This is a genomic window from Streptomyces sp. JK94 (assembly GCF_053613315.1).
Window position 1 is genome coordinate 131,140 of record NZ_JBSICH010000029.1, and the last position, 16,163, is coordinate 147,302.

The window sequence follows — 16,163 nt, forward strand, 5'->3', positions numbered from 1 at the left end:
ACGTGAACGCCCGCCGGGCAGGCCGCGCTTCGCCATGGGCGCGCACCGTCCCGCCGTACGACAAGGAAAGGACCCGACCCCATGGACCGCCACTCGATCGGCCAGGCTCTTCTGGAGCAGCTGCCGCCGCCCCTGCCCGCCGACCGGATCATCGCCCTCAACCAGCCCAAGGCCGACCTGCACACCACTCGTTCCTACGCATGGAACGGCTGGACGTTCGACGTTCCGCCCGGCGTCTTCATACCCGGCTGGACCAGCCGTCTGATCCACGAGCGGGTGCTCGACGGCCGTATCGAGACCCGCGGCCTGCGGTACGCCGCCATGGGCGTCGGCCTGGGCGTCGAGGCCGTGGCCGCGGGCCTCCGCGGCGCTCGGGAGATCCACGCGCTCGACGTCCACCCGGAGAGCGTGGCCGCCGCCACCCGTCACTACCGGCGCCTGGTCGGCGAGCGCCCGGACACCGCCTTCCTCCCGGCGGTCAGCGACGTCTTCGACGCCCTCCCGGAGGACGTCCGGCTGGACGTGGTCACCTTCAACCCGCCCGCCGTCAGCCAGACCGTCAGCGACGACCCCGACGTGGTGCGCAACGTCTGCGTGGGCGCGCCGCTGCTGGCGAGGTTCTTCGCCCAGATCGCGGAGCGGGAGGCGCTGGCCCCCGGCGGCGAGATCCACGTCATCGCCTCCAACACCGCGGACCTGCGGGCCCTGGTCCAGCACGCCCTGGACCACGGGTTCAGCCCGCGGATCGACCATCTCCACGACTGGCAGGACGGTGTGCTGACCTTCCTGTTCCGCATCACCCACGAGACGCCCCGCACCGGAGGACAGCGATGAAGAACACCGAGGAACTCCTGGCCGCCGTCCTGGCGGGCGACCACGGCCCCCACCCCGCCGGCCTCGTGGCCACCAGCGTGTTCTGGGTGCACCACGGCACCCGGCTGGCCGGCGGGAACACCACCTACCTCAACCAGTACCTCCTCGTCCGCCTGGGCGATTCCTTCGGCGCCTGCGCCTTCGAGGCCGGCGAGGTCGACGCGTCCATATGCCGCGACGCCTCCGGCGCCCCCCTCGACACGCTGCTGCGCGAGGCGCCGCGGCCACTGCGGATCGCCGCGCTCGACGCCTGCCTCAGCACCGCCCACCCGCACCGGGAGGCGGCCGAGGCGGAACCGGTCACCCTGCCCGCCGGAACGCCCGAGACCCGGGCACTGGCCCGGGACGCGGCCATCGCCGGACTCCTCGACATCGACGCCGGGGCCCGAGTCGGCCTGATCGGGGTGGTCAACCCGCTCGTCGCGGCCATCCGCGAGCGCGGCGGTGATCCCCTGCTCTGCGACTTCAACCTGCGCACCACCCAGTGGGGCGACCCGGTCACCGACGACATGCACGAGGTCCTCGGCACCGCCGACGCGGTCGTGGCCACCGGCATGACCCTCAGCAACGGCAGCTTCGACACCGTACTGGCCCGCTGCCGCGAACGCGGCGTGCCCCTGGTGGTCTACGCCCAGACCGGCAGCGCCGTGGCGCGCGCCTTCCTCGGGCAGGGCGTGACCGCCCTGTCCGCGGAGCCCTTCCCCTTCTCCCAGTTCAGTGCCGAACCCACCACCCTGTACCGCTACCGGGTGGCGGCCGGCGCATGACCGCCGCAACCCGTCCGCCCGAAGCCGCCGCCCGCGGCACGGAGGGCACCGGACGCGCCGCCTGCCATCACGGCGAGATCCTGCAGGGCGCCTTCCTCGACGAGCGGCGCCGCACCGTGCACGCACTGGTCACGCTGCCGATGAACGGACCGGGCAGCACCGCGCGGTTCGCACACCGGCCCGGCACCCCGCCGGACGAGGTGACGGTGACGCCCGGCGGCCGGACCAAGGCACGGGCGGCGGCCGTCCTCGCGGTACGGGAGTGCGCCGCACGCCGCGACGCGGAGCCCTGCGGCGGGGAGCTGACCCTCACCGGGGACCTCCCCATCGGCCTCGGAATGGGCTCCTCCACCAGCGACGTCATCGCCACCGTGCGGGCGGTCGCCGACTCCTGGGGCGTGCTGCTGCCGTCGGAGACGATCGCCCGGATCGCGGTGCGCGCCGAAGGCGCCAGCGACCCCCTGATGCACGGTTCCCGCCCCCTGCTCTTCGCACAGCGCGAAGGCCGTGTCCTCGAGGTCCTGGGCTCCGCGTTGCCGCCCGCCGTGGTGGTCGGGTGCGCGCTCGGCGGCGGCGCGCCGGTCGACACTCTCTCGCTCCCCGCCCTCCACCACGACGACGACCTCGCCGCCTACGGACACCTGCGCCGCATGCTCCGCCGTGCGGTGACCGACGCCGACACCGCACTGCTCGGCAGGGTCGGCACCGCCAGCGCCCGCCTGCGCCAACGCGTCCTGCCCCACCAGGAGTTCCCCGCGCTCACCGGCATCGCCGACAGCACGGGCGCCGTCGGCGTGCAGATCGCCCACAGCGGCAACGTCGCCGGCATCCTCTTCGACCCCCGCACCCCCGGCCTGCACCACGGACTGCGCCGTTGCACCCGTGCCCTGCGCCGCGAGGGGATCACACCGACCCGGACCTTCACCACCTTCGCGTCTTCCACCAGCGAGGAGTTCCCGTGGACGAACACATCTCGGAAGCCGTCGGCCGCCCGGACCTGATACGCCTCGACGACGGTCTCCTCTGCCTGCGCTTCGAGACCATGAAGGTCGTCTCCGCCCTGGCCGCCGTACGCCACCTGCTCGACACCGGAGCCGTACGGCGTGGCGACACCCTCATCGACAGCTCCAGCGGCATCTACGCCTACGCCCTCGCCCTCGCCTGCCACCGCTACGGCATGCGCTGCCACATCATCGGCTCCACCACCGTCGACCACACCCTGCGCACCCAACTCGACGTTTTGGGCGCACACTTGGAGCAGATGCCGCCCAGCAGCAGCCTCAAGCTCGACCAGAACCGACGCGTCGCCCGCGTCCGCGAGATCCTGCGGGAACACCCGGACTACCACTGGATGCGCCAGTACCACGACGACATCCACTACCTCGGCTACGAGGCCGTCGCCGAACAGATATGCACCCGGACCGGTGGCGACTGCCTCACCCTCGTCGGCGGAGTGGGCTCCGGGGCCTCCACCGGCGCCCTCACCCACCACCTGAGGAAGCGCTCCGTCGATGTGCGACTCGTGGGCGTCCAGCCGTACGGGAGCGTCACCTTCGGCAGCGAGCACGTCGCCGATCCGGAGATCATCATCGCGGGCATCGGCAGCTCCATCCCCTTCGGCAACGTCCGCCACGACCTCTACGACACCCTGCACTGGCTCGCCTTCGACGCCGCCCTCGCCGGCAGCGTCGACCTGCTGCGCCGGCACGCCGTGTTCGCGGGCCTGTCCACCGGAGCCGCCTACCTCGCCGCCCGGTGGGAACGCCGCGAAGAGCCCCGCCGCACCGCCCTGTTCCTCGCCGCCGACACCGGCCACCGCTACGTCGACACCGTGTTCGCCCGGCATCGGGAGGCCGCTCGTGTCGAGGACCTGGCACCCCGTGCGGTACGCGGCACGGGCGAGCTGGCCCTCCCCTGGTCACGTATGAGCTGGGACGGGTCCCCGGCACCCGAGGGAGCGGTCCTCGTGTAGGCCGCCGCGGGAACGGGCCGGGTGGGCGTCGGAGTCCCGGCGTTCCTCGCGGGGATCCGACGCCTCGGCGACGGCACGGAACGGTGCGGCCTCCGGCACCGGCACCGGGCCGCCGCCGAGCCCACCCCGCGTGCCGGGTGCCGGGTGCCGGGTGTCGGGTGACCGTCACCGACGTGTCGGCCTCCGGTGCCTCACGCCGGCTGCCGGATCCGGGACAGGGCCACCGGGGTGAGTACCCGGTCGGGCGGACCCTGCCCGACCAGCCGTCCGTCGCCGAGGAGCAGGCAGGCGTCGGCGGAGCGGGCGGCCGCCAGGTCGTGCGTGGCCTGGACGACGGTCGTGCCGTCGGCGACCAGTTCCGTCAGCAGCGTCGTGATGCGCTCCCGGGCTTCGGGGTCGAGCCCGGTGGTCGGCTCGTCCAGAAGCAGCAGGTCGGACTGCTGGGCGAGGCCCTGCGCGATCAGGACGCGCTGACGTTGCCCACCGGACAACTCGCCGAGCTGGCGGGCGGCGAGGCCGGCGACGCCCAGTCGTTCCATGGCCGAGTCGACCACCGCCCGGTCCTGCCGCGTCAACCGCCGCCACAGGCCCCGCTCCTCCCAGCGCCCCATCTCCACGGTCTGCCGTGCGGTGAGGGGGAGTGCGTCGCCGACGGCCCCGCGCTGCGGGACGAAGGCGGGCGGGCGGCCCGCTGCGTACTGGAGCTGTCCGGATGTGGCGTGGATCACGCCGGCGATCACGCCGAGCAGTGTGGACTTCCCGCTGCCGTTCGGTCCGACGAGTGCCGTCGTGGCCGAAGCCGGTATGCGGCCGTCGAGTTGGCGGAGTACCGGACGGCCGGGGTAGCCCGCGTCCAGGCCGGTGAAGCGGACGCGATCGTCGCCTGACCCGTCGACGGGCGGCGTCGGGGAGTGTTTGTTGAACATGATTTTCATTGTAGGGTCCTCGTATGGAGTGGTTGACGGCCCCTTTCGAGGCGGCCTTTGTGCAGCGGGCCCTGTGGGCCGGGATCCTGGTGTCGGCGATATGCGCCCTCGCGGGTACGTGGGTGGTGCTCCGGGGGATGGCCTTCCTCGGCGACGCCATGTCCCACGGGCTGCTGCCGGGTGTCGCGGTCGCCGCGCTGCTCGGAGGCAACCTGCTGGTGGGGGCGGTGGTGAGCGCGGCCGTCATGACGGCCGGTGTCACCGCCCTCGGCCGTGCTCCGAGGCTCTCCCAGGACACCGGCATCGGCCTGCTCTTCGTCGGCATGCTGTCCCTGGGCGTCATCATCGTGTCGCGCTCGCAGTCGTTCGCCGTGGACCTCACCGGGTTCCTCTTCGGTGACGTCCTGGCCGTGCGCGAGAGCGACCTGGTCCTCCTCGGGGTGGCGCTGCTGCTGGCGCTGGCCGTCTCGGCGCTCGGCCACCGCGCCTTCCTGGCGCTGGCGTTCGACGAGCGCAAGGCCCACACCCTCGGCCTGCGTCCCCGGTTGGCGCACGCCGTGCTGCTCGGTCTGCTGGCGCTGGCCATCGTCGCCTCCTTCCACATCGTGGGCACGCTGCTCGTGCTGGGCCTGCTCATCGCCCCGCCGGCGGCGGCCCTGCCCTGGGCGCGCGGCGTGCGCGGCGTCATGGTCCTCGCCGCCGCCCTCGGCGCGGCTGCCACCTTCGGCGGCCTGCTGCTCTCGTGGCACCTGAGCACCGCGGCCGGCGCGACCGTCTCGGCACTCGCGGTCAGCCTCTTCTTCCTGTCCCACCTGGCTTCCGGGTTCCGGCACCGTCTCCGTGCGCGCCGCGCCGGCCTCTCCGCCCATGCCGCCGCGTTCCCCGCGAACGCCCCCACGCCCCGACCGAACGAAACCTGAGGCGATCTCCTTGTTCGTCCGAAGAAACGTCACTTCCCTGGCGCCGGCACTCCTGTCCGCGGTCCTGTTGACCGCGGGCTGCGCGGGCCGGGACGCCGCCGAGCCGGGCCCCGAGCCCCCTCCCTCCTCTGCCGCTCCCCACGGGTACGTCGAGGGCGCCACCGAGTCCGCCGAGCAGCAGTCCCGGCTCCTGCTCGGCGACCCCGGCACCGGCGACACCCGAGTGCTGGACCTGATCACCGGCGAGATCCACGAGACCGCGCGCGCAGCCGGTGTCACCGCACTCACCACGGACGGCCGTTTCGGCTACTTCCACGGTGCGGACCGCACCCACGTCCTCGACGGCGGCGCGTGGATGGTCGACCACGGAGACCACGTGCACTACTACCGCGCGAAGACCCGGGAGGTGGGCGAACTCCCGGGCGGCACCGGCACGAGCATCCGCAGCGACGCGGGCGTGACCGTCGTCACGGCGGCGGACGGCAAGGCGGGCGTACACCCCCGCGCCACTCTGGAGGAGGGCACCCTCGGCACCCCCGATCAGCTCCCGGGCACCTACGCCGGGCCCGTCGTGCCGTACGCGGAACACCTGGTCGCCCTCACGCGCGACGGCGACGCTCCCGCGAAGGTCGTCGTGCTCGACCGGACCGGCCAGCGCGTCGCCACTCCCGAGCCCACGTGCGAGGACCCGGAGGGCGACGCGGTCACCCGGCGGGGGATCGTCCTCGGCTGCGCCGACGGCGCCCTGCTCGTCCACGAGGACGACGGCACCTTCACCGCCGAGAGGATCCCGTACGGCGAGGACGTGCCGCCGACGGAGCGGGCCACGCGGTTCCGGCACCGGCCGGGCAGCACCACGCTCACCGCGCCCGCGGGAAGGGACGCCGTCTGGGTCCTGGACGTCACCGAGCGCACCTGGAAGCGGGTGGAGACCGGGCCCGTGGTCGCCGCCAACACGGCTGGCGAAGGCGCACCACTGCTGGTCCTGGAGACCGACGGAGCCCTGCACGGCTACGACCCGTCCACCGGCAAGGAGACCACGGTCACCGGACGCCTGCTGGAGGACGTCCCCGGCGCCGTCACCGGCGAAGCCGCGGCACCGGTGATCGAGGTCGACCGGAGCCGGGCCTACCTCAACGATCCCGCGGGCAAACGCGTGTACGAGATCGACTACAACGACGACCTCCGTGTCGCCCGCACCTTCGACCTGGACGTCCGGCCGTCGCTGATGGTGGAGACGGGCCGATGAGCGCGCGTGCGCGGGCGGCGCGGGTGCGCGCCCTGCTGCTGAACCTGGTCACCTTCGTCGTCGTCGCCGGCACGGCGGCCGGCTGCGCGGGCGGTGGTGACGCGCGGCCCCGGGTCGTCGTGACGACCAACATCCTCGGTGACATCACCCGGGAGATAGTCGGGGACGAGGCGGACGTCAGCGTCCTGATGAAGCCCAACGCCGACCCGCACTCCTTCGGCCTGTCGGCCGTACAGGCCGCCGAACTGGAGAACGCGGACCTGGTCGTCCACAACGGCCTGGGCCTGGAGGAGAACGTGCTGCGGCACGTGGAGGCGGCCCGCGCGTCCGGTGTGGCCACCTTCGCGGCCGGTGAGGCGGCCGACCCGCTCACCTTCCACGCCGGCGAGGAGGGCGGTCCCGACGACGAGGCCGGCGAGCCCGACCCGCACTTCTGGACCGACCCCGACCGGGTGCGCAAGGTGGCCGGTCTGATCGCCGACCAGGTAGTGGAACACGTCGAGGGTGTGGACGAGCAGGCCGTCCGGGACAACGCCGAGCACTACGACGGACGACTCGCCGACCTCACCACCTGGATGGAGAAGTCCTTCGCGGTCATCCCCGAGCACCGCCGCGCCCTGGTGACCAACCACCACGTCTTCGGCTACCTCGCCGACCGCTTCGGCTTCCGCGTGATCGGCGCCGTCATCCCCAGCGGCACCACCCTCGCCTCACCCAGCTCGTCCGACCTGCGCTCCCTCACCCAGGCGATGGAGGAGGCCGAGGTGCGCACCGTCTTCGCCGACTCCTCCCAGCCCACCCGGCTCGCCGAGGTCCTGCGCCAGGAGATGGGCGGTGATGTGGACGTGGTCCCGCTGTACTCCGAGTCGCTGACCGAGAAGGGCAAGGGCGCCGGCACCTACCTGGACATGATGCGCGCCAACACCTCGGCGATGGCCGAGGGACTCACCGGCGACTGACCAGCTTCCCCCTGGGGCCGGCGCACCGACCGCCGGCCGCTCCGCCACACAACCCCGTGCCCTCAGGGCCGGAGAGGACGAACACACGATGAACAGGTCGACACGCGCCAGAATGCTCGCGGGCACGGCCCTCGCCCTGACGGCGTCCATGGCGCTGACCGCCTGCGGCGGCGACGACACCTCGTCCGACGCCGAACCGAAGCAGACCAAGAGCAGCGGGGCCACCGCGGTCGAGAACCCGCTGGTCGCCTCCTACGACGGGGGACTGTACGTCCTCGACGGCGAGACCCTGAAGCTGGCGAAGACCGTCGAGCTGCCCGGCTTCAACCGGATCAACCCGGCGGGCGACGAGGACCACGTCATCATCTCCACCGACAGCGGATTCCGCGTGCTCGACGCGGCCCGCCAGACCTTCACGGACGCCGAGTTCAAGGGTGCGAAGCCCGGTCACGTCGTGCGGCACGGTGGCAGGACGGTCCTGTTCACCGACGGCACGGGCGAGGTGAACGCCTTCGACCCCGCGGACCTGGCCGGCGGGAAGCAGCCGGAGGCCCGCAGCTACACCTCCGCCGAGCCCCACCACGGCGTCGCGATCGAACTGGCCGACGGCGAACTCGTCACCACCCTGGGCACCGAGGAGAAGCGCACCGGCGCCCTCGTCCTGGACGAGAACGACAAGGAGATCGCACGCGCCGAGAACTGCCCGGGTGTCCACGGCGAGGCCGCCGCCCAGGGCGACGTCGTCGGCCTCGGCTGCGAGGACGGCGTACTGCTCTACAAGGACGGCGAGTTCACCAAGGTCGACGCCCCTGACGACTACGCCCGCACCGGCAACCAGGCCGGCAGCGACGCCTCCCCGATCCTCCTGGGCGACTACAAGACCGACCCCGACGCGGAACTGGAACGGCCCACCCGCATATCGCTGATCGACACCCGCACCGCGAAGATGAAGCTGGTCGACCTCGGCACCAGCTACTCCTTCCGCTCCCTCGCCCGCGGCCCGCACGGCGAAGCACTCGTGCTCGGCACCAACGGCGTCCTCCACGTCATCGACCCGGAGACCGGCACGGTCGAGAAGAAGATCGACGCCGTCGGCGACTGGACCGAGCCCCTGGACTGGCAGCAGCCCAGGCCAACCCTCTTCGTCCGCGACCACACGGCGTACGTCTCCGAACCGGGCAAGCGCCAACTGCACGCCTTCGACCTGGACTCGGGCGACAAGCTGACGTCCGTCACCCTGCCGAAGGCCACCAACGAACTGTCCGGGACGATGGACGGCCGCTGACCGGCACTTCCCGTTCCGGTGCAGCGCCCGCCGGCCACGTGCCGGCGGGCGCCCCGCGGGGAAGTGCGTCAGACGATCACGCGGGCCTCGCGGAGCGTCGGCGCGTCCCCCGACGCCGGCGGTGGTGGGCACCGGCCGCACCGCGGGCCGGGGCCGGGGCCGGGGGGATGGACAAGCATGCGACTCGTTGTAAGGTAGGGAAACAGCCCTTGACCTGCATAAATGCAGGCAGGGAGCCTAATTGTGGGAGTGCCCCGATGTTGCATACCATGTTCCAGTCCAAGATCTAGTATCTGGGCGGTTGTGCAGTTCAGAGGCGTGTTCGGGCTATCCAGGTCAGCAAATGGTCAGCAGGGGTCGCGGAGGCGCCTCCGCTTGCTGACCCGGTGATCGGCGCGGTGCCCGCACCCGTACACGATCCGTTTCCGCAACGGCGCGGGGAAGCAGCTCGAAGAGGGCGGCTTCACTACGCAGGATGAGGCGATCGATGGCCTCGTGTGCGCCGGAGCTCTCTCGGCGCGGGCCGAGCCGGCGGGGGCCGGCTCAGGACACGCGGTGCAGCCAGCCGTCGGGGTCGGCAGCGCGGCCGCGCTGGATGTCGACCAGGGTCTCCCGGAGCCGTCGTGTCACCGGACCCATCTCGCCGTCGCCGACGGTCCAGTCGCCGTCCTGCCCGTCGCGTACCGTGCCCACCGGCGTCAGCACGGCCGCCGTGCCGCAGGCGAACACCTCCGTGATCTCGCCGCTCGCGCATCCCGCGCGCCACTCGTCCACGGCGACGGGGCGCTCGCCCACCCGGTAGCCGCACCGTGCGGCAAGCCGCAGCAGCGAGTCCCGGGTGACGCCCGGCAGCAGCGTGCCTGTCAGCGGAGTGGTGGACACCTCGGCGTCGGCACCGCTGCCCCGGACGAAGAACAGGTTCATCCCGCCCATCTCCTCCACCCAGCGCCGCTCGGTGGAGTCGAGCCACACCACCTGCTGGCAGCCGGCCTCCTGGGCCTGCCGCTGGGCCACGAACGACGGGGCGTAGTTCGCCGCGCACTTCACGTCGCCGGTGCCGTCGGGCATCGCGCGGCTCTGCGTCCGGCAGATCAGGACGGACACCGGGCGCACCTCGTCCCCGAAGAAGCCTCCGGCCACGAACGCGAGCGTCAGGAACAGGTACTCCTCCGACGGCCTGAGCATCAGGTTCACGTCGGTGCCGACCATCAGGGGGCGCAGGTACAGGCTGTGGTCGGGGTGGTCGGACAGCTCGCCCCGGTCGGCCGCGACGAGCTGCTCCACGCCCTCGATGTACAGCTCCTCGGGAAGCTCGGGCATCGCCAGTCGTGCCGCCGAACGACGGAACCGGCGCGCGTTCTCCCACGGCCGGAATACGGCGGTCGACCCGTCGGCCTGCCGGAAGGCCTTCATGCCCTCGAAGATCACCTGGCCGTAGTGCAGGCCTATGGTGGCGGGGTGCAGTGACAGCTGCTCCATCGGCCGCAGCGAGCTGTCGTGCCAGCCGCGCTCGGGCGAGTACCGCATGCTGTAGAGATGGCGCGTGAACGCGTCGCCGTGACCGGGCGAGGCGAGGGGCGACGCGATGGACGGGTTCAGCAGTGACGTCATGCTCGTCTCCTGTGGTCGGACGGACGGGGTCAGACGAGGGGGGCGGAGAAGAAGGTCTCCCGGTGTTCGATCCGGTGGTCGGCGTCGAGCGTGAAGAACTCCGCGAACCGGTGCGCGGCCGGGCTGCCGTCGCGCAGCCTGCCCGAGAACGAGCCCCGCACGGCGACCTCGTGGCCGGTCACCACCACGGAGTCCAGGGCGTGGCGACCCTCGCTGATCACGCGCTCATGGGTGTAGAAGTGCTCGATCCCCGGCCTGCCGTGCAGCGGGGGGTATCCGGGCCGGTGGTACGTGGCGTCCGGAGCGAACATCGCCACGAGCCCGGCGACGTCACCGGCGTCGACGAGCTGGTAGAACCGGGGGATGGGGGTCGTGGTCATCGGTGCTCTCCCTGGTCTCGGAGGTGGGTGGTGAGCACGGCCGCGATGTGCGCCATCGGGCCGGGCCGGGTCATCTCGCCGTGCCGGCAGTCGACCGTGTGCAGTTCGAGGCGGGACACATGGGGCGACCACGCGTCGGGGGCGGGTTCGCCGCCGGTGGCCCCGGCGGTGGCGTGGAAGAAGACGGCGCGCCCGTCGAAGTGTCCGGGTACACCGGTGCGACTGAGCGAGAGGTTGGCGGCGAAGACGTCGGCGAGGGTCGCCGGGGCGCCCACCCGTTTCCGGAACGTCTCGGCGTCCAGGCCCGGGTAGCCCAGCGATTCCCGCAACGCCTCGCCCACATGGGGGTCGGATGCGGTGAAGGTCTCACCGGTCGGCTCGGGGGGGTACCCGTCCAGCAGGGCGAGCAGCGCGACTTCCTCGCCCGCGGCCCGCAGCGCGACCGCCATCGCGTGGGCGACGCCCGCGCCGAAGGACCACCCCAGCAGGTGGTACGGCCCGGTGGGCTGAACGCCGCGCACCTGCTCGACGTAGTCGGCGACCATGGCGTCCAGCGAGGAGGGCGCGGCGTCCGGTTCCAGGAGACCGCGAGCCTGGAGGCCGTGGACGGGCCGGTCAGGAAGGTGCCGCAACAGGCCCGAGTAGACCCAGCTGATGCCTGCGGCGGGATGGACGCAGAACAGCGCTGGACGCGAACCCGCCGACCTCAGCGGCAGCAGGACCGCGAGTCCGTCGCCGCCGCGGGACGGGAAGGGGCCGTCGCCGTCCGGGTGCGGGGCGTCCAGCCGGGACGCCAGGGCGGCCGGGGAGGGCGACTCGAACAAGGTACGGATGCCGGGGCGGACGCCCAGCCGCGCCTCGATGCCGGACAGCAGTCGGGTGGCGAGCAGCGAATGACCCCCGAGATCGAAGAACTCGCTGTCGGCTCCGACGGGGTCCGGCAGCCCCAGGACGTCGGCGAACAGCTCGCACAGGACTTCCTCGGTCGGGGTGGCCGGCGCCTCGCCGCGCCCCGTGTCGTACCGCGGCGCGGGCAGCGCGCGTCGGTCCAGTTTGCCGTTGGCCGTGTACGGCAGGTCGTCCAGGACGACGACGGCGGCCGGGACCAAATGCCGCGGAAGCAGCGTCCGCGCGTGGTCGCGCAGAGCCGCCGCGTCTGGCGCCGAGTCCGTTGCCGGTACGACGTACGCGACGATCCGCCTGTCGCCCGGCCGGTCCTCGCGCACGGCGACCGCCGTCCGGGCGACGGCCGGATGGCCGGTCAGCGCCGCCTCGATCTCGGCCGGTTCGACGCGGAAGCCGCGAATCTTGACCTGGTCGTCGGTGCGGCCCACGTACTCCAGGGCACCGTCCTGCCGCAGTCGTGCCACGTCCCCGGTGCGGTACATCCGGGCGCCCGGTGTCCCGTTCGGGTCGGCGACGAAGCGCTCGGCGGTCGCGGCCGCGGCGCCGAGGTAGCCCAGGGCCAGACCGGCCCCGCCGAGGTAGAGCTCACCGATGCCGCCCGGGGGCACCAGGCCGAGCCGGTCGTCGAGGACGTAGGCGTGCTTGCCGTGGACGGGCCGGCCGATGGGCACCTGGACGCCGTCCGCGCCGGTGACGGTGTGCGTGGTGCTGAACCCGGTGCTTTCGGCGGGGCCGTACCCGTTGACCACCCTCACCCCCGGAAACTGCTTCAGCACCAGGCCGAGGTGGTGCGGTGACGCCGGTTCGCCGCCGGTCATGGCGTGGCGGACGGTCTCGAAGACCTTCCGATGCTCGTCGAGCACGTGGTTGAACAGGCTCGCGGACGCGTCGAAGACGGTCACCCCGTGCTCCACGACCAGCTCCGCGACGACCGCCGGGTCGACGTTGGAGCCGGGGTACAGCACGGACGTGCCGCCGTGCAGCAGGGGCCCGAGCAGCTGGGTGGCGAAGGCGTCCCAGGACACCGGTGCGGCCTGCAGCCACACCTCGCCAGGTCCGAACGGGGCGTAGTCCTGTCCGGTGACGGTGGCGGCGACGGCCCGGTGGGAGGCCATCACCCCCTTGGGCACACCCGTCGAACCGGAGGTGAACATGACCACGGCCGGATCCTCGGGTGACACCCGAGCCTCGGGCGCCGCACCGGGCGCGCGGGACACGCCGGCGATGTCGACGCAGTCGCGGCCGAGGGCGCGGGACGAGGCCGCCGAGCCCACCACGGTCCGGACGCCCGCACGGTCGAGCACCGCGCGCAGGCGCTCGGCGGGGAAGGACGTGTCCAGCAGGGTGTAGCACGCGCCGGTCCACAGGACGCCCAGCAGCGCGGCCACCAGGTCCGGCCCGCGGTCGAGATGCACGCCCACGACGTCGCCGGGTCCGGTGCCCAGCCGCGCAGCGACGCCCCGGGCGTGATCGGCCAGCTCGGCGTACGTAGTGCGACCGGACGTGGACACCAGTGCCGTCGCCCTCGGCGTCCGGGCGCACTGCTCGGCGAACAGTTCGTGCAGGCAGCCGGTGCGCACGCCGGGGGCCTCGGCCGGTGCGGTGAGCGCCTCACGCTCCGCGTCGTCGAGCAGCGGCAAGGCGCTGAGCCGCACGGACGGGTCCGCGCCGATGTGGCGGAGCAGCCGTTCGAGCCGACGTGCCAGCGATTCCGCGGTACGACGGTCGTACCGGCTCGTCGCGTACTCCCACGAGATCTCCAGGCCGAGTGGTGCGCCACCGGGGGACCGGGACTCGCGCACCCCGACGGTGGTGTCGAACTTCGACGTCCCGGTGCCCTGGTGCAGCGGTTCCACGCTGAGGCCGGGCCAGGCCGGCGGCTCGCCGACCTCGGTGGTCAGCACCAGCATCACCTGGAACAGCGGGTGCCGACCGTGCACCCGGACCGGCCTCACCCTCTCCACGACCTGCTCGAACGGCACCTCCTGGTGGGCGAACGCGTCGAGGTCGGCGGCGCGGACCCGCTCCAGGAGCTCCGCGAAGGTGGGGTCGCCGCTGGTGTCCGTGCGCAGGACGAGGGTGTTGACGAAGAAGCCGACCAGCTCGTCCAGCGCTTCATCGGACCGCCCGGCGACCACCGTGCCCAGGGGAAGATCGGTGCCGCCGCCCATCCTCGTCAGCAGCGCCGCGACCGCGGCATGGACCGCCATGAACAAGGTCGTCCCCGACCGTGCCGCCAGGTCCAGCAGCCCCTGGTGCGCGGAGGGACCGAGCCGGACCGGGACACTGCCACCCTCGGCCCCGGGGTGCAACGGCGGGGGCCGGTCCGCGGGGAATCCGGCCTCCTCCGGCAGGTCGGCCAACGCCGAGTGCCAGTAGCCGAGCTGCCGCGCGAGGAGGCTGTCCGGGTCGTCAGCGTTCCCGAGGACGTCGCGCTGCCACTCCGCGAAGTCCGCGTACTGCACCGGCAGTTCGGGGAACGACGGCGCTCCACCGGCGACGCGGGCGCGGTACGCCGCGGCGAGGTCGCGGGTCAGGGGGGCGAGGGACCAGCCGTCGCAGGCGATGTGGTGGATGAGCACAAGCAGGACGTGCTCGTCGCCTCCCGGCTCCGTCCACACGGTGGCGCGGACCGGAGGGTCCGCCGTGAGGTCGAACACGTGGCGCGCCGCCGCGTCCAGGACCTCCGCCGTGCCCGCGGAGGCAGACACCGTCAACGGTGCCTCACCCGGCGGGAGGATGCGCTGGCGCGGCTCGCCGTCGGCTTCGGGGTATGCGGTGCGCAGGACCTCGTGCCGACGGACCACGTCGGCCAGTGCGGCCCGCAGAGCGGCAACGTCCAGGTGGCCGCGCAACCGCAGGACGACCGGGATGTTGTAGGCGGGGCCGGGCTCGGCCCGGGCGAGGAACCACAGTCGGCGCTGGTGGAAGGAGAGCGGGGCGGTGTGGACGGAAGCTGTCACTGGGTCTCCTCTGTCCTGGTCCGCCTGCGCAGGGCGGGGCGCGCCGGAGCGGTCCGGTCGAGACGGCCGGCCAGGGCGGCCGGGGTCCGGGCCCGGAACACGGTCTTGAGGGACACATCCGCTCCCAGCGTCGACCGCACCCTGCTGATCAGCCGCGCGACCAGCAGGGAGTGCCCGCCGAGGTCGAAGAAGTCCTCCTCGGGACCCACCTCCTCAAGCCCCAGCAGCTCGCCGTACAGCGCGCAGAGCGCCCGCTCCTCCCGGGTCCGGGGCGCACGTCCGGTCGAGCGGTTGCCGAGGTCCGGCGCAGGGAGCGCCGCCCGGTCGAGCTTGCCGTTGGGGTTGAGGGGGAGCCGGTCGAGGAGGACGTAGGCGCTGGGCCGCAGGTGTTCGGGCAGGTCGCGTGCCGCGTGCGCACGCAGGGACGCCTCGTCCAGACCGCAGTCGGGCTCCGGAACGACGTAGGCGACGAGGGTTTTGTCGCCGGGGTGGTCTTCGCGGACGATGACGGTGTTGTGGCGGATGTGGGGGTGTTGTTGGAGGGTGGCGCGGGTTTCGGCGGGTTCGATGCGGAAGCCGCGGATTTTGGTTTGTTCGTCGGTGCGGCCGAGGTATTCGATGGTGCCGTCGGGGTTCCAGCGGCCGAGGTCGCCGGTGCGGTACATGCGGGTGCCGGGTCGGTGGGGGTTGGCGATGAAGCGTTCGGCGGTGAGGGCGGGTCGGTGGAGGTAGCCGTGGGCGAGGCCGGGTCCTGCCATGTGGATGTCGCCGGGGACGCCGATGGGGACGGGGTTGAGGTGGGGGTCGAGGATGTAGACGGTTTTGTTGTGGAGGGGGCGTCCGACGGGGATGGTGGGGCGGTGGGTGTCGGTGGGGGTGATGGGGTGGGTGAGGGTGAAGATGGTGTTCTCGACGGGGGAGTAGCCGTTGAGGAGGTGGAGGTGGGGTTGGTGGGTGAGGAGTTGGCGGGTGTGGGTGGGGGAGGCGGGTTCGCCGCCGGTGAGGATGTGGGTGAGGGAGGTGAGGGAGGTGAGGGCTTGGGGGTGTTCGTCGATGAGGTGGTTGAGGAGGCTGGCGGAGAAGTGTGCGGTGGTGACGGGGTGTTCGGTGAGCAGTTGGGCGATGACGGTGGGATCGGTGGTGTGACCGGGGTGCAGGACGCACGTCGCCCCGTGCAGCAACGGACCGAAGAGTTCCAGGGCGAAGGCGTCCCAGGCGACCGGTGAGCACTGGAGCCAGACCTGTCCGGGGCCGAAGTCGGTGAAGGTCTGTCCCATCAGGGTCGTGGTCAGGGCCTTGTGAGGGGTGACGACGCCCTTGGGCTCGCCCGTCGAACCCGACGTGAACATCAC

The 16,163-nt window shown here is 72.5% G+C and carries 13 protein-coding genes; 8 read left to right on the forward strand and 5 right to left on the reverse strand.

Features of this window, described 5'->3' with window-relative positions:
• Window positions 1-81: 81 nt before the first annotated feature.
• The 4 genes from ACVV2G_RS24815 to ACVV2G_RS24830 are packed head-to-tail and all read left to right on the forward strand — an operon-like array spanning window position 82 to window position 3,612.
• On the forward strand, window positions 82-834 hold the full coding sequence (locus tag ACVV2G_RS24815; protein ID WP_453844963.1) for a class I SAM-dependent methyltransferase: 753 nt from the start codon (window positions 82-84) through the stop codon (window positions 832-834).
• Window positions 831-1,640: a Rossmann-like domain-containing protein gene (locus ACVV2G_RS24820; RefSeq protein ID WP_453844964.1), complete on the forward strand. Its 810-nt coding sequence runs from the start codon at window positions 831-833 to the stop codon at window positions 1,638-1,640. The genes ACVV2G_RS24815 and ACVV2G_RS24820 overlap by 4 nt, the downstream gene beginning before the upstream one ends.
• Window positions 1,637-2,641, forward strand: coding sequence for a GHMP family kinase ATP-binding protein (locus ACVV2G_RS24825; protein WP_453844965.1), 1,005 nt, complete (start codon window positions 1,637-1,639; stop codon window positions 2,639-2,641). Before ACVV2G_RS24820 ends, ACVV2G_RS24825 begins: the two co-directional genes overlap by 4 nt.
• Window positions 2,599-3,612 carry a pyridoxal-phosphate dependent enzyme gene (locus ACVV2G_RS24830; protein ID WP_453844966.1) on the forward strand — a complete coding sequence of 338 codons (1,014 nt, stop codon included), beginning with the start codon at window positions 2,599-2,601 and terminating at the stop codon, window positions 3,610-3,612. Before ACVV2G_RS24825 ends, ACVV2G_RS24830 begins: the two co-directional genes overlap by 43 nt.
• Window positions 3,613-3,803: 191 nt before the next feature.
• On the opposite strand, the gene aztA is transcribed toward ACVV2G_RS24830, so the two are convergent.
• Complete coding sequence (gene aztA, locus ACVV2G_RS24835) at window positions 3,804-4,547, reverse strand: zinc ABC transporter ATP-binding protein AztA (protein ID WP_453844967.1); 744 nt, start codon at window positions 4,545-4,547, stop codon at window positions 3,804-3,806.
• A 14-nt stretch (window positions 4,548-4,561) separates the two neighbouring features.
• On the opposite strand from aztA, the gene aztB reads away from it, so the two are divergent.
• The 4 genes from aztB (at window position 4,562) to aztD (ending at window position 8,951) form a co-directional block, all read left to right on the forward strand.
• A complete protein-coding gene (gene aztB / locus ACVV2G_RS24840) occupies window positions 4,562-5,458 on the forward strand; it encodes a zinc ABC transporter permease AztB (RefSeq protein WP_453844968.1) in 897 nt (298 codons plus the stop codon).
• A gap of 10 nt (window positions 5,459-5,468) precedes the next feature.
• Complete coding sequence (locus tag ACVV2G_RS24845; protein WP_453844969.1) at window positions 5,469-6,707, forward strand: hypothetical protein; 1,239 nt, start codon at window positions 5,469-5,471, stop codon at window positions 6,705-6,707.
• On the forward strand, window positions 6,704-7,666 hold the full coding sequence (gene aztC, locus ACVV2G_RS24850) for a zinc ABC transporter substrate-binding protein AztC (protein ID WP_453844971.1): 963 nt from the start codon (window positions 6,704-6,706) through the stop codon (window positions 7,664-7,666). Before ACVV2G_RS24845 ends, aztC begins: the two co-directional genes overlap by 4 nt.
• 88 nt (window positions 7,667-7,754) lie before the next feature.
• Window positions 7,755-8,951 (forward strand): zinc metallochaperone AztD, encoded by a 1,197-nt coding sequence (aztD, locus tag ACVV2G_RS24855; protein WP_453844972.1) that lies wholly within the window; start codon window positions 7,755-7,757, stop codon window positions 8,949-8,951.
• A 543-nt stretch (window positions 8,952-9,494) separates the two neighbouring features.
• Here the strand turns inward: aztD and ACVV2G_RS24860 are convergent.
• From ACVV2G_RS24860 to ACVV2G_RS24875, 4 genes are all read right to left on the reverse strand, one after another.
• Window positions 9,495-10,562 carry a branched-chain amino acid aminotransferase gene (locus ACVV2G_RS24860; RefSeq protein ID WP_384699692.1) on the reverse strand — a complete coding sequence of 356 codons (1,068 nt, stop codon included), beginning with the start codon at window positions 10,560-10,562 and terminating at the stop codon, window positions 9,495-9,497.
• Between the two features lie 29 nt (window positions 10,563-10,591).
• Window positions 10,592-10,942: a nuclear transport factor 2 family protein gene (locus ACVV2G_RS24865; RefSeq protein WP_122615405.1), complete on the reverse strand. Its 351-nt coding sequence runs from the start codon at window positions 10,940-10,942 to the stop codon at window positions 10,592-10,594.
• Window positions 10,939-14,811, reverse strand: a complete 3,873-nt coding sequence (locus ACVV2G_RS24870; protein WP_453844973.1) for a non-ribosomal peptide synthetase — start codon at window positions 14,809-14,811, stop codon at window positions 10,939-10,941. Before ACVV2G_RS24870 ends, ACVV2G_RS24865 begins: the two co-directional genes overlap by 4 nt.
• A partial coding sequence (locus ACVV2G_RS24875) for a non-ribosomal peptide synthetase (protein ID WP_453844974.1) occupies window positions 14,808-16,163 on the reverse strand: 1,356 nt, incomplete at its 5' end. The genes ACVV2G_RS24875 and ACVV2G_RS24870, both read right to left, overlap by 4 nt.

Coding starts and splice junctions, on each gene's coding strand:
- aztB (WP_453844968.1), top strand. CDS start 4,562: ATGGAGTGGTTGACGGCCCCTTTCGAGGCGGCCTTTGTGCAGCGGGCC.
- aztC (WP_453844971.1), top strand. CDS start 6,704: ATGAGCGCGCGTGCGCGGGCGGCGCGGGTGCGCGCCCTGCTGCTGAAC.
- aztA (WP_453844967.1), bottom strand. CDS start 4,547: ATGAAAATCATGTTCAACAAACACTCCCCGACGCCGCCCGTCGACGGG.
- ACVV2G_RS24860 (WP_384699692.1), bottom strand. CDS start 10,562: ATGACGTCACTGCTGAACCCGTCCATCGCGTCGCCCCTCGCCTCGCCC.
- aztD (WP_453844972.1), top strand. CDS start 7,755: ATGAACAGGTCGACACGCGCCAGAATGCTCGCGGGCACGGCCCTCGCC.
- ACVV2G_RS24820 (WP_453844964.1), top strand. CDS start 831: ATGAAGAACACCGAGGAACTCCTGGCCGCCGTCCTGGCGGGCGACCAC.
- ACVV2G_RS24865 (WP_122615405.1), bottom strand. CDS start 10,942: ATGACCACGACCCCCATCCCCCGGTTCTACCAGCTCGTCGACGCCGGT.
- ACVV2G_RS24815 (WP_453844963.1), top strand. CDS start 82: ATGGACCGCCACTCGATCGGCCAGGCTCTTCTGGAGCAGCTGCCGCCG.
- ACVV2G_RS24825 (WP_453844965.1), top strand. CDS start 1,637: ATGACCGCCGCAACCCGTCCGCCCGAAGCCGCCGCCCGCGGCACGGAG.